This window comes from Nocardiopsis akebiae, assembly GCF_018316795.1.
GTDB lineage: Bacteria > Actinomycetota > Actinomycetes > Streptosporangiales > Streptosporangiaceae > Nocardiopsis > Nocardiopsis dassonvillei.
The window spans coordinates 687,846-699,434 of record NZ_CP074132.1; the positions used below are offsets into that span (position 1 = coordinate 687,846).

The 11,589-nt window shown below is 74.1% G+C and carries 12 protein-coding genes; 8 read left to right on the forward strand and 4 right to left on the reverse strand.

All coding sequences use genetic code 11. The features are described from left to right. Positions 1 to 15: 15 nt before the first annotated feature. From KGD83_RS02990 to KGD83_RS03020, 7 genes are all read left to right on the forward strand, one after another. Positions 16 to 1,413 (forward strand): PP2C family protein-serine/threonine phosphatase, encoded by a 1,398-nt coding sequence (locus tag KGD83_RS02990; protein ID WP_212642410.1) that lies wholly within the window; start codon positions 16 to 18, stop codon positions 1,411 to 1,413. Further along, positions 1,397 to 2,749: a vWA domain-containing protein gene (locus KGD83_RS02995; protein WP_212642411.1), complete on the forward strand. Its 1,353-nt coding sequence runs from the start codon at positions 1,397 to 1,399 to the stop codon at positions 2,747 to 2,749. The genes KGD83_RS02990 and KGD83_RS02995 overlap by 17 nt, the downstream gene beginning before the upstream one ends. A 9-nt stretch (positions 2,750 to 2,758) precedes the next feature. Beyond that, entirely contained in the window at positions 2,759 to 3,469 is a 711-nt protein-coding gene (locus tag KGD83_RS03000) for an FHA domain-containing protein (protein WP_212642412.1), read from the forward strand. A gap of 6 nt (positions 3,470 to 3,475) precedes the next feature. Beyond that, complete coding sequence (locus KGD83_RS03005; protein WP_212642413.1) at positions 3,476 to 5,077, forward strand: hypothetical protein; 1,602 nt, start codon at positions 3,476 to 3,478, stop codon at positions 5,075 to 5,077. 67 nt (positions 5,078 to 5,144) lie between these two features. Beyond that, positions 5,145 to 5,987, forward strand: a complete 843-nt coding sequence (locus KGD83_RS03010; protein WP_212642414.1) for a glutamate ABC transporter substrate-binding protein — start codon at positions 5,145 to 5,147, stop codon at positions 5,985 to 5,987. 69 nt (positions 5,988 to 6,056) lie between these two features. After that, the gene (locus KGD83_RS03015) at positions 6,057 to 6,383 is read left to right on the forward strand and encodes a DUF6221 family protein (protein WP_212642415.1); all 327 of its coding nucleotides are present in this window, start codon (positions 6,057 to 6,059) and stop codon (positions 6,381 to 6,383) included. 80 nt (positions 6,384 to 6,463) lie between these two features. Further along, on the forward strand, positions 6,464 to 6,724 hold the full coding sequence (locus KGD83_RS03020; RefSeq protein ID WP_212642416.1) for a DUF6504 family protein: 261 nt from the start codon (positions 6,464 to 6,466) through the stop codon (positions 6,722 to 6,724). A 69-nt stretch (positions 6,725 to 6,793) separates the two neighbouring features. Here the strand turns inward: KGD83_RS03020 and KGD83_RS03025 are convergent, their stop codons facing one another. The 3 genes from KGD83_RS03025 to KGD83_RS03035 form a co-directional block, all read right to left on the reverse strand. Continuing rightward, positions 6,794 to 7,711 (reverse strand): M48 family metallopeptidase, encoded by a 918-nt coding sequence (locus KGD83_RS03025; RefSeq protein ID WP_212642417.1) that lies wholly within the window; start codon positions 7,709 to 7,711, stop codon positions 6,794 to 6,796. A 235-nt stretch (positions 7,712 to 7,946) separates the two neighbouring features. Further along, entirely contained in the window at positions 7,947 to 8,663 is a 717-nt protein-coding gene (locus tag KGD83_RS03030; protein WP_212642418.1) for a DivIVA domain-containing protein, read from the reverse strand. 30 nt (positions 8,664 to 8,693) lie between these two features. Next, complete coding sequence (locus tag KGD83_RS03035; protein ID WP_212642419.1) at positions 8,694 to 9,020, reverse strand: hypothetical protein; 327 nt, start codon at positions 9,018 to 9,020, stop codon at positions 8,694 to 8,696. 190 nt (positions 9,021 to 9,210) lie between these two features. On the opposite strand from KGD83_RS03035, the gene KGD83_RS03040 reads away from it, so the two are divergent. Further along, positions 9,211 to 10,332 carry an IS630 family transposase gene (locus KGD83_RS03040; protein ID WP_212642420.1) on the forward strand — a complete coding sequence of 374 codons (1,122 nt, stop codon included), beginning with the start codon at positions 9,211 to 9,213 and terminating at the stop codon, positions 10,330 to 10,332. Between the two features lie 84 nt (positions 10,333 to 10,416). Here the strand turns inward: KGD83_RS03040 and KGD83_RS03045 are convergent, their stop codons facing one another. Next, positions 10,417 to 11,298 (reverse strand): N-acetylmuramoyl-L-alanine amidase, encoded by an 882-nt coding sequence (locus KGD83_RS03045; protein ID WP_212642421.1) that lies wholly within the window; start codon positions 11,296 to 11,298, stop codon positions 10,417 to 10,419. Positions 11,299 to 11,589: the final 291 nt, after the last annotated feature.

Below are 11,589 nucleotides of genomic sequence, written 5' to 3' on the forward strand. Positions count from 1 at the left end.
AACGAGGGAACGGCGATGACCAAGGTGCGGACCTGCCCCGCCTGCTCGGACAGGGTGTCCACGGAGGACGCCTTCTGCGAGGGGTGCGGACGCCCCCTCCCCGAGGGAGCCCGGAACGCGGGGCACCCCGACAGCATGCCCACCGCCCCGCAGGCGAGCCTGGCCGGAGCCGTGCCGCCCGGCGAATGGTCCCGGGAGGGGGCCGACGGCGGCGCGCGGACCGGGGAGGCCCCGGGCCGGTCCGGGGCCGACGCGCGGCCCGGACTGGTGCCCGACGAAGGAGCCCCCACGGCTCCGCAGGTGAGCCTGCGCTCCCTCGACACGGGCGGGCGGGACGCGCCGCCGCCGCAGGCGCTGCCCGACTCCGCCCCGCACGCGGCCGACTCCATGGTCACCCAGCCGATACGCCGCGACGATCTGCCCTCGTTCGCGTCCTCCCCGCCCCGGGCCGCCGATCCGGAGGCCGTCCCCGACTGGCCGCCGCCCGCCACCGGGAGCAACCCGGTGCGGCCCGCCAACCCCGGCCTGTGCGCCTGGTGCCCCGGAACGGTCAGCGACGGCTACTGCGAGCGGTGCGGCCTCCTCCAGCCAACCGGGCGCGACCACGTCGAGGTCCGCACACGCTCCGCCGTCGGCGTCAGCGACCGCGGGCTGCGGCACAGGCGCAACGAGGACGCCATGGCGATCCGCGTGATCGACGCCGACCACCCCCGGGCGCCCGGCGTGGTCTGCGCCGTGGTCTGCGACGGGGTGTCCAGCTCGCCGCGCTCGGACGAGGCCTCCCGCGTCACCGCCGAGACCGGAGTGGCCGTCCTCGCCGAACGCGTCGGCCAGGGCGCCGACCCCCGCGAGGCCACCGGCGCGGCGATGATCCGGGCCGCCGAGGCGGTCGCCGGGATCGCCGACTCGCCCCGCTCCGCGCCCGCGTGCACCTTCGTGTCGGCGGTGTACGACCCCGCCGCGGGCACCGTCACCGTCGGCTGGGTCGGCGACAGCCGCGCCTACTGGCTCTCCGGAGGCCCCACCTCCAGCGCTTCGGCCCTGCTGACCAGGGACGACTCCTGGAGCGAGGCGATGGTGCAGATGGGCGCGCTCTCACGCGAGGAGGCGATGCGCTCGTCCAACGCGCACGCCCTCGTCGCGTGGATGGGCGCCGACTCCGGCGAGATCGACGCCCACATCTCCACCGTGACCCCCACCGGCCCCGGCGCGGTCGTGCTGTGCAGCGACGGCCTGTGGAACTACTTCCCCGAGGCGCAGGCGCTGACCGACGCCGTCCCCGGGGCGGGGACCAGACCGCACGAGGCCGCGCGCGCCTACGTCGGCCTCGCCCTGGACGCGGGCGGCAAGGACAACATCACCGTCGTGATCGTTCCCGTGTCCGCTGGGGGTCCCCGTGCCCAACACGGCTGAGCGCGCCGCCGAACCGGGCTTTCGGATCGAGGTCGACCAGAACGTCCTCCTTCCGGTGGGCGGACGCGAGGTGCACGCGATCGTCAGCGTCACCTCCACCGCCTCGGTGGTGGTGGGAGACGCGGTGCGCGCCGCCGAGGTGATCATCGTGGACACCTCCGGCTCGATGTACGGCGCCAAGATCGACGCCGCCAAGCGGGCCGCCCGCGCCGCCGTGGGCGCCCTGCGCGAGGGCGTCCACTTCGCGGTGGTCGCCGGGAACAGCGACGCCTCCGTGCTCTTCCCCGAGGGCGGCGGGCGGATGGTGCGGGCCGACGCCGTCACCCGCGCCGAGGCCGCGGAGGCGATCGACGGACTGCGCGCCGACGGCGGCACCCGCATGGGCTCCTGGCTCACCCGGGCCGCCGAGCTGTTCGCCACCGTCGACGGCGGAATCAAGCACGCCATCCTGCTCACCGACGGCCAGAACAACGAGCCCGCCGCGGTCTTCGCTCAGGCGCTCGACCGCGTCACGGGCTCCTTCGTCTGCGACTGCCGGGGCGTGGGCACCGACTGGAAGGTCGAGGAGCTGCGCCGGATCGACTCCGCCCTGCTCGGCGGAGGTCCCGGCATCATCGCCGACCCGGCCGACATGGTGGCCGACTTCCGGGCGATGGCGCAGGCCTCCATGGGCAAGACCGTCGCCGACGTGGTGCTGCGGCTGTGGACGCCCCAGAACGCCGTCGTGCGCCACGTCAAGCAGGTCGCTCCCACCGTCAGCGACCTCACCGGCCGCGGCGTGGGGCGCGTGCCCCAGTCGGGCGACTACCCCACGGGGTCCTGGGGCACCGAGAGCCGCGACTACCACGTCTGCGTCCAGGTGCCGCCCGGCGCCCCCGGCCGCCAGCTGCGCGCCGGATGGGTGCGCGTGGTGCTCCCCGCGACCGCCGGTGCCGAGGAGCAGATCCTGGCCTCGGGCAACATCCTCGCGGAGTGGACCGCGGAGGAGGACCGAGCCACCGGGATCAACCCCCGCGTGGCCCACTACACCGGCCAGGTCGAACTGGCCCGGGCCATCCAGGACGGGCTCGCGGCCCGTCGCGACGGCGACGACGACACCGCCACCACGCGGCTGGGCCGCGCCGTCGCACTCGCCCACCAGTCGGGCAACGAGGAGACCGCGAGGCTCCTCGGCAGGGTCGTCGACGTGGCCGACCCCGTCACCGGAACCGTCCGGCTCAAACCCGGTGTCAGCAAGGTCGACGAGATGACCCTGGACACCAACTCGACCCGGACCGTACGGACCCGGCCGCGGCAGAGCGGGCCGGACACCGGCGGTGCCCCCACACCCGGGTAGGAGGGACCCATGCCGAGTTGCCCTTCCGGGCACCGCTCCACGGCGACCGACTTCTGCGACGTCTGCGGGCTGCGCCTCCAGGCCTACTCACCCGCGTCGCGGCCCCCGTCGCACCGCCATCCGACACCGCCCGCACCCCCCGTGGCCTCGTCGCGACCCCCCGCGCCGCCGCGCCCGGCGACCCTGCCCAGGGGAGGCCCCTGCCCCGAGTGCGGCACCTACCGCGCGGGCCGGTTCTGCGAGGAGTGCGGGTACGACTTCGCCTCGCGCTCCGACGACCACCGGCACACGCACGCGGACGACGGGCGGACGGGCGCGCGCTGGCGCGCGGTCGTCGTCGCCGACCCCGCCTACTACCAGTACATGGTCCACCAGGGCATTCTCGACCCCGACCAGATCTCCTTCCCCAAGGGCAGCACGCAGCGCCGGGTACCGCTCACCGGGGACAGGGTGCACATCGGACGGCGCAGCGCCACCCGCGGCTTCACCCCCGAGATCGACCTGGGCGGTCCGGGCGGCGACCCGGCCATCTCCCACGTCCACGCGATCCTGGTCGCCAAGCCCGGCGGCACCTGGGCCATCCTCGACCCGGGCTCGACCAACGGCACCACGGTCAACGGGACCGCCAACCCCATCGCCCCCAACGTGGAGGTTCCCCTGAATGACAGCGACCGGATCTACGTCGGCGCATGGACCGTCATCATCCTCCAGAAGGGGTGAACCCCGTTGACGCCCCCCACCCCCGGCCGGGCCCCGCACGGGACCGCGACCAGTCCGCCGGAGCCCCCGCACGGCGCGCTCCCCGCAGTGCCGGGCGGCCGGCCCCCGCGGGCCCCGGCACCCGAGCGCGAGGGCTCCCGCCCGCCCCGGAGCGGGCGGGGCGGGGCCGGTGCCCGTGAACGGGCCTCCGGGCTCCGCCGCTGGGCCGCGACCACCCCGGCCCGGGTGTGGCTGCTGTCCTCGGTGTGCGTGCTGGCCGTCCTCGGGCTGTTCGGCTCGGCGGCCGCCACCCTCGGCCAGGCCCGCGACGGCCTGCGCGTGCTCGGGGACGACGCCGGCCCCCGGGCCCTGGCGACCACCGACCTGTACCTGGCGCTCGCGGACATGGACGCCCGTGTGGCGGACGTGCTGCTCATGGGCACCGACCACGACCTGGGCTCGGGCCGCGAGGACGCCCTGGAGGGGTACGAGGCCAGCCGGGCCCGGGCCAACGAGGCCCTGCTCCAGGCGGCCTCGCTGACCGAGGGCGACAGCGTTGAGGAGCGCAACGTCGAGGCGGTCCTGGACGGGATGGGCGCCTACGAACAGCTCGCCGGCGAGGCGCGGCTGCTCAACGACGAGGCGCAGGCCCCACCCGGCCGGGTGGACGGAGCGGCCCTGGAGGCCTACCGCGAGGCCACGCGGCTGATGCACGCCGAACTGCTGCCCAAGGCGTTCAACCTGGGGCTGGACTCGTCGGCGATCGTGCGCGCCAACCACGAGGAGGGGCAGTCCTCCGTGGCGCTCGGCATGTTCTGGGTGGGCGCGGCCGGCACGGTCACCGCCGCCGCGCTGATCTGCCTCCAGCTGTACCTGCGCGTGCGGTTCCGGCGACGGTTCAACGCGCCCCTGCTGGCCGCCACGGCGGTCTCCGTCCTGCTCACCGGCGGGGTGGTCCTCGTCCTCACCGCCAGCGGCGGGCACCAGCGCGACGCGAAGGAGGCGGGACTGGACGCGGCCATGGCGCTGTCCCGGGCCGGGGCCATCTCCACCGACATGCAGGCGGACCAGAGCCGCTACCTGCTCGACCGGGACACGGCCGAGAACTACGAACTGGTGTACCTGGAGCGGGCGCAGCAGGTGCTGTACCGCCCGGCCAGCAACCTGGAGGCGTACTACGGGCAGATCGAGGGCGTGGCCGCCGCCTACCCGGAGCTGCCGGGGGCGGACGGCTCCGACCCCGAGGACCCGGGCACGCTCGGCTACCTGGGCCAGCGGGCCCAGGACACGCTGCTGTCCGGCCAGGAGGACGCGCTCGCCGAGGTGCTGGAGTCCTACAACGCCCTCCAGACCGAGGACCGGGCGCTGCGCTCGGCAGCCGAGGAGGGCGACCTGGCGGGGGCCGTCGACGTCCGCATGGGCGTCGCGCACTCCGAGGACGGCGCCTTCCAGGCCTACGAGGTCGCGTTGGCCGAGCTGACCGACCTGCACGAGAAGGCGTTCGACGCGGGCATCGAACGCGCTGACGCGGCGCTCACCCCCTGGACGTGGCTGCTGCCCGCCGCGACGGCCCTGCTGCTGGTCCTGCTCGTCCTCGGCGTCCGCCCCCGACTGGCCGAGTACCGCTGAGCCCGGCCTCCCGCGCCGAGTCCACCCCCGCCCGGATCCGCACCCCCGAGAGACGAGGAACAGGCCGATGAGGTTTCGACACCGGCGCACCCCCGCCGCGGCCGCCCTGGCCGCCGCGGCGGTGCTCGCACTGCCCGCCTGCTCGGCGGTGCTGGGCCAGGAGGAGTCGCTCCTGGACGCCGACACGCTGACCGTCGGAGTCAAGACCGACCAGCCCGGCCTGGGCTTGGAGGAGGGCGGCGGCATCACGGGCTTCGACGTGGACGTGGCGTTCTACATCGCCGCCAAGCTCGGCTTCGCCGCCGAGGACGTGGAGGTGACCGGGGTCACCTCCGCCGACCGCGAGGAACAGCTGATCAGCGGTGAGGTGGACATGGTCGTGGCCACCTACTCCATCACCCCGGCCCGCAAGACCCAGGTCACCTTCGGCGGCCCCTACTACGTCGCCAAGCAGGACGTGCTGGTGCGCGCCGAGGACACCGGCATCCAGGGGGTGCGCGACCTGGAGGGCCGCAGCGTCTGCCAGGGGGAGGGCTCCTACTCCGCCGTCCGCATCAGGGAGGGTCTGGGCATCGGCATCGAGCAGAGGGAAGCGCCCAGCTACAGCGCCTGCATCGACGCACTGCGCGAGGGCGAGGTGGACGCCGTGTCCACCGACAACCTGATCCTGGCCGGGTTCCTGGCCGAGGAGCCCGACGCCTTCCGGTTCGTCAACAACCCCTTCACCGACGAGAAGTACGGCGTCGGCCTGCCCCACGGCGACGTGCGCGCCTGCGAGGCCGTCAACAAGGCCATCAGCGAGATGTACCAGGACGGCACCGCCGCGGAGTACCTGGAGACCTGGTTCGGCGAGACCGGCCTCCAGGTCGTGACGAGCGTGCCCCAGTTCGAGGGCTGCGACCCCACGTGAGCCGTGGGTAGGCGGTACGGGTCCGACACCGGGCCCCGTGGCAGTGGCGGACAGGATGGGAGTCGTCCCTTGACCATCGTCGAGTTCCTCAACGCGCGCCTGGACGAGGACGAGCGCGCGTCGAAGGCCGTCCCCGAGGGAACCCGCGGCCGTGACCGGGCGCTGGCGGAGGTCGCGGCAAAGCGCAAGATCGTCCGCGGGTACGCCGAGGCCCACCGGGCGGGCATGCGCGGCCTGGAGCCCCTCGTGGCCGCGGGAGCCGCGGGCGCCCTTCCCGGGGCCCGGAGCGGCGGCGGCGACCCCTGGTCGGAGCTGCTGGCCTGGCGGCTGGCGGTCAAGTACCTCGCCGGTGTGTACCGGGCCCACCCGGAGTACGACCGGTCCTGGGAGGGCTGACCCGCCGGTCGCCGGCGCGGTCCCGGACACGGGCCGCCAGCGCTTGACTTGTTCGAACTGGTGTTCGATAAACTGGCGGGGTGAGTCTTCTGAACGAGCAGATCGACGTCCGTTCCACCGAGGGCGGGACCCCCGCCCGGTTCACCTGGCGCGGCCGCGCCTACCGGGTGCGCAGGGTCATCGGGGACTGGCCCGCCCGCCCGGGCACGCCCGGCGTTCCGGCCACGCAGATCCACCTGCTCCGCGTCTCGGCCGAGTCCGACACGGGGGAGCCGAGCATCATCGACATGACCCGCGACCTCGCCTCCGACCGCTGGACCATGCGCCGCCACTGGAACTGATCCCGAGCCCGCCCGGCGCCGTCGGGCGGACCCCGCCGGGCGGGCGGGAGCGGGGCCAGGAGGAAGGGTCTAGAGGAAGACCCGGCCGCGGCGGGTGCGGTCGCGCAGGGCGGCCATGCGGCGGGTGTTGCCCGGTCGGCGGGTCAGCAGGTGGTAGAGCAGCAGCGAGCATCCCCGGTCGGTGCGCGCGCGGTCCGCCATCTCACCCATGTTGACCCGCGTGTACAGGTTGCCGCCCCCGGCGAGGACCCGCACCGAGTGGGCGCCCTCGGGCACGTGCGCGTAGGCGTGGTTGTCGGCCGTGTACTCCATGGCCCGCGACAGCGCTGCGCCCAGCCCCGGGACCAGTTCCCCGCCCAGCGCCGCCGCCCGCCGCCAGAAACCGGTGTGCCCGGCCGCCACGTGCCCCAGCTGGTGCGCCACCAGGAAGGCCAGCGCCTCGGGGTCGCGGACCCGGCCGCACGGGTCGAACAGGTCGTCCGACAGCACCAGGTACCGGCGCAGCCCGTGCCCGGCGGCGTCGGTACCCCAGCGGCGCGGCCCCACCCGCACGTAGGCCTCCGGCGTCCGGGGAAGCCCCGTCTCGGCGGAAAGCGCCACCACCATCCGGTGGGCCTCGGGGAACTGCGTGGGCGAGATCTTCACCGACTCCGCCCTGCGCCGGGCGTACATCAGCCCCCGCGCCTGCCAGTGCGCGGCGGGCACCACCGCCAGGGCGGCGGCCGCCCACAGCCACGACCCCGACAGAGACCACACCACGTGGGCCAGTCCCGCCGCCGCCAGCAGAGTGGCGCCCACGCACGCGGCCAGGAGCGGGGCCTCCCACGGGTGGGCCGAGGCCGGGACGACCTCCTCGTCGTCGCCGAGCACCCGCAGCCCCTCCCTGGAACGGGTTCTCGGACCGCCGTCGGCGGCGGAGCGGCAGCCGGGCGCGCCGTGCACCGGACATGCGGTGGCGCGCCCCTCCGGCGGCATCGCGTGGGACATCCTGCCTCCCCTCGGGGCGCGGTCTGCGGGACAGCGGGGGACGACTACTTCCTGTGTCCAAATATTACTTTCCGCTGTCCTGAAGATGGGGAGTGTGCGCTACGGCGTGTCCGCGGCCAGTGGCCTACTCACCCGGCCCGACGGGCGCGCACGCGTCCGGGGCCGTCGCCCCGGTCCGTTCCGCACGCGGCCCGCGGTCCGCCGTCCCACCCGGGGTCCTCACCCGGAGTCACCGTCAGTGCGGCTGCTCGTACCGGCGCAGCTCCTCGGCGAGCACGTCCAGGAAGTGGTCCACCTGCGCCGGGTCGTACCCCGGCCGCGCGCGCGTGGTGCTGAACTGGATCCGCTCCACCTCGGCGGCGGTGAGCGTGGCCCGGTCCGGCCGCCCCTGCTGGAGGACGTCCAGCGTGAACTCGGCCCGGTCCAGGAAGTCGTCGACCTCCTGCTCGTTGTAGCCCGTGGTCAGCCGGGTGGTGGCGAACTGCTTCTCCCGGACGTCCCTCGGGGTCATCCCGGAACGCCGCGGCGGCCGGGACGGGGCCTCCTGCCCCCGCGGCGCGTCCGGGCCCTGCTGCGCGTCCGGGCCGGGCCGCTGGTGCCGGGGCCGCGCGGAGGCGCCCGCCGCACCGGGGCGGGGCGGCAGCGGCGGCGACTGGTCCCGGGCGCGGCCGAGGCCGCGCCCGGCCAGGTCGGCGACCACGACGTCGAGGAAGTCGTCGACCTCGTCCTCCCGGTAGCCCGGGCTGAACCTCGTGGTGCGGAAACGCGAGTTGCGCACCTCGTCGGCCGTGATGAGCGCGCCCGTGCTCGGGCCGCCCTCCAGGGCGACGAGCGTCGCCTCGATCCGGTCGAGGAGCGCGTCGACGTCCTCCTCGTTGTACCCCGGGCGCAGACGCACCGTGTGGAACTTCTTTTCGCGGATGTCCGCCGGTGTCAGAGGCATGGTCCCCATTGTGCAGTTGACGAGGTTCGCAGGGCTGTCTTATCCCCGGGTCGTGTGTGATTCGGCCTCGGCCAGCAGCTCCACGAGGCGGGACAGGAGGTCCTTCACCTGGTGGCGGTCGTACCCGCGCAGGACCAGGTCCACCGGGGCTTCGGCCAGTTCCGCGGAGGTGATGGGGTCGGGCGCCGGCGCGGAGGGCCGGTCGAGGGCCCGCCCGTCCTCGTCGGTGAGGACGGGCCCGCCGGTGAGGGCGGTCAGCGTGGAGGAGGCTCGGTGGACCAGGTCGTCCACCTGGTGTCGGTCGAAGCCGCGCAGGACGACGTCGAAGCCGGGGAAGGGGAGGGGGCGCGGTGCGGGGGCTGTCATGGACGCATTATGCCCACGGGGGAGCGGCGCGCGCCACAGCGGCGGGGGCCGTGGCCGAGTGCGGACGCCCGGGGCGGGCGGTCCGGCACGGGGCACGGGGACGCTAGTGCTGTGGCCGGGAAGGTTCGCCCGGGTCAGTGATCGATGCCAGGGTTGACCGCAACACCAGCAGTCAACCCTGGGAGCCGCGGTGTCCGCACCCCTCAAAGCCCGCAGACTCACCAACCCCGAGGGCCAAAAACTCCAACGCATCGTCCGCCGGGGCAGCACCAACACCGTCCGCTACCGGCGAGCGATGATCATCCTGGCCTCGGCCAGCGGCAACACCGCCCCCGTCATCGCCCGCCTGGTCGCCGCTGATGAGAAGACCGTGCGCGAGGTCATCCACGCCTTCAACACCCAAGGGCTGAGCTGCCTGGACCCTAAATGGGCGGGAGGCCGTCCCCGCCTACTCACCCCCGACGAGGAAGACCTCGTCCTGAAGACGGCCACCACCCGCCCGACCAAGCTCGGCCAGCCCTTCACCCGCTGGTCGCTGCGCAAACTCGCCGCCCACCTGGCCCACCGGCCCGGACCGGGCCTGCGCATGGGCCGCGAGACCCTGCGAACGCTCCTGCACCGGCATGGCATCACCTTCCAACGCACCACGACCTGGAAGGACTCGCCCGACCCCGAGGCCGATGCCAAACTCGACCGCATCGAGCACGTCATGGAGCACTTCGCCGACCGGGTCTTCGCCTTCGACGAGTTCGGACCGCTGGGCATCCGGCCCACCGCCGGGACGGGCTGGGCCCGCAAGAGCCGCCCGCACCGCCTTCCGGCCACCTACCGGCGCACCCATGGCGTCACCTACTTCCACGGCTGCTACTCGGTGGGAGACGACACCCTGTGGGGCATCAACCACCGGCGCAAGGGCGCAGCCAACACACTCACCGCGCTCAAGACGATCCGGGCCGCCCGCCCGGACGGCGCCCCCATCTACGTGATCATGGACAACCTGTCCGCACACAAGGGCCCCACGATCCGCTCCTGGGCCCAGCGCAACAAGGTCGAGTTGTGCTTCACCCCCACCTACGCCTCCTGGGCCAACCCGATCGAGGCGCACTTCGGGCCGCTGCGCCAGTTCACCATCGCCAACTCCCACCACCCCAACCACACGGTGCAAACGCGGGCGCTGCACGCCTATCTACGGTGGCGCAACGCCAACGCCCGCGACCCGGACGTGCTCGCGGCCCAGCGCCGTGAACGCGCCCGGGTACGCAGCGAGAAGGGTGTTCGTTGGGGAGGCCGACCGCTACCCGTAGCGGCGTGAGGGCACCCGGGCGAACCTTCCCGGCCACGGCACTAGGGACCGGCGGACACGGGGGCCGCGGGCGGTCGCGCCGTCCGTCCTCCCTCAGCCCCGCATGAGGTAGAGGGCCAGGCCCTGCGCGATGGAGTCGGCGGCCCGCTCCCGCCACGCGGGGTCCTCCATGAGCGCCGCGTCCTCGGGGTTGCGCATGTTGCCCGTCTCCAGGAACACCTTGGGCACGTCGGACATGTTCAGCCCGCCCAGGTCGGTGCGCACGTCCAGGCCCTCGTCGGCGAGGTAGTCGGCGGTGGGGACACCGCTGCCCTCCAGGTACGCGCGGTGGATGTCCTCACCGAGCAGCCGGGAGGGCTCGGTGATGTCGTCGGTGAAGCCCTCGACCTCGCCCGGCATGATCACGTGGAAACCGCGACCGGTCTCTGGGCCGCCGTCCGCGTGCAGGGACACGGCCGCGTCGGCCCCCTCCTCGTTGCCGATGCCCGCGCGCTCGTCGATGCACGGCCCGACCCCGCCGTTGTCCTCGCGGGTGAGGACGACCGTGGCGCCGTCGGCCTCCAGCCTCTCCTTGACCAGCACGGACAGCTGCCAGTTGAACTCGTGCTCGGCGTAGCCGCTCGCGGTCTCCGCGCCGACGGTGTCGCAGGCCTTCTCGTTCGGCCCGGCGGGGACCATCGCGTTGATCTCGTCGGGGGCGGCCGCGTTACCGCCGTTGTGGCCGGGGTCGATGACCACGACGCTGTCGCCGAGGGGGCCCCGGCCCGGGAGCGGGCCCTCCTGTTCCCCGCTCTCGGGGGCCTCGCGGTCGTCGCCGTCCTGCGGTCCGGGGAGGGGGAGGGCGGCGGTGGGGTCGCTGCCGGGGGGCGCACCGGGCGACGCCGAGCAGGCGACGGCGGTGAGGAGGAGGACGGAGGCGAGTGACAGGGCGCGGGTGGCGCGGCTCCGGGGCCCTGACGGTGCGGAGACGGGCATGCCCACAACCTAGCCGCTCCGGGGACCCGGGCGTCACCTTCGGACGTCCGGCAGCGGGCTAGAACCCTCGCCGGTTCCCGTTCCGTGCCGGTCGGCCATCCTGTCCGCCGTCTGCGGCGGATACGGACCGACCCCAGGGCAGGACATCCCCCGCACACAACAGGAGTGTTGTGGTGTCTCCCGCGAAGCTGACCGAGTGCCACTCCCTTCGAAGCAGCGTCCGCCAAGCGCTGACTGCTGCGGGTGGAAGAACCTTGTCTCAGGCCGCAGAGCCCGCACGAACATGGACAA

Coding starts and splice junctions, on each gene's coding strand:
- KGD83_RS03030 (WP_212642418.1), bottom strand. CDS start 8,663: ATGGGGACCATGCCTCTGACACCGGCGGACATCCGCGAAAAGAAGTTC.
- KGD83_RS03045 (WP_212642421.1), bottom strand. CDS start 11,298: ATGCCCGTCTCCGCACCGTCAGGGCCCCGGAGCCGCGCCACCCGCGCC.
- KGD83_RS03000 (WP_212642412.1), top strand. CDS start 2,759: ATGCCGAGTTGCCCTTCCGGGCACCGCTCCACGGCGACCGACTTCTGC.
- KGD83_RS03035 (WP_212642419.1), bottom strand. CDS start 9,020: ATGACAGCCCCCGCACCGCGCCCCCTCCCCTTCCCCGGCTTCGACGTC.
- KGD83_RS02990 (WP_212642410.1), top strand. CDS start 16: ATGACCAAGGTGCGGACCTGCCCCGCCTGCTCGGACAGGGTGTCCACG.
- KGD83_RS03025 (WP_212642417.1), bottom strand. CDS start 7,711: ATGTCCCACGCGATGCCGCCGGAGGGGCGCGCCACCGCATGTCCGGTG.
- KGD83_RS03010 (WP_212642414.1), top strand. CDS start 5,145: ATGAGGTTTCGACACCGGCGCACCCCCGCCGCGGCCGCCCTGGCCGCC.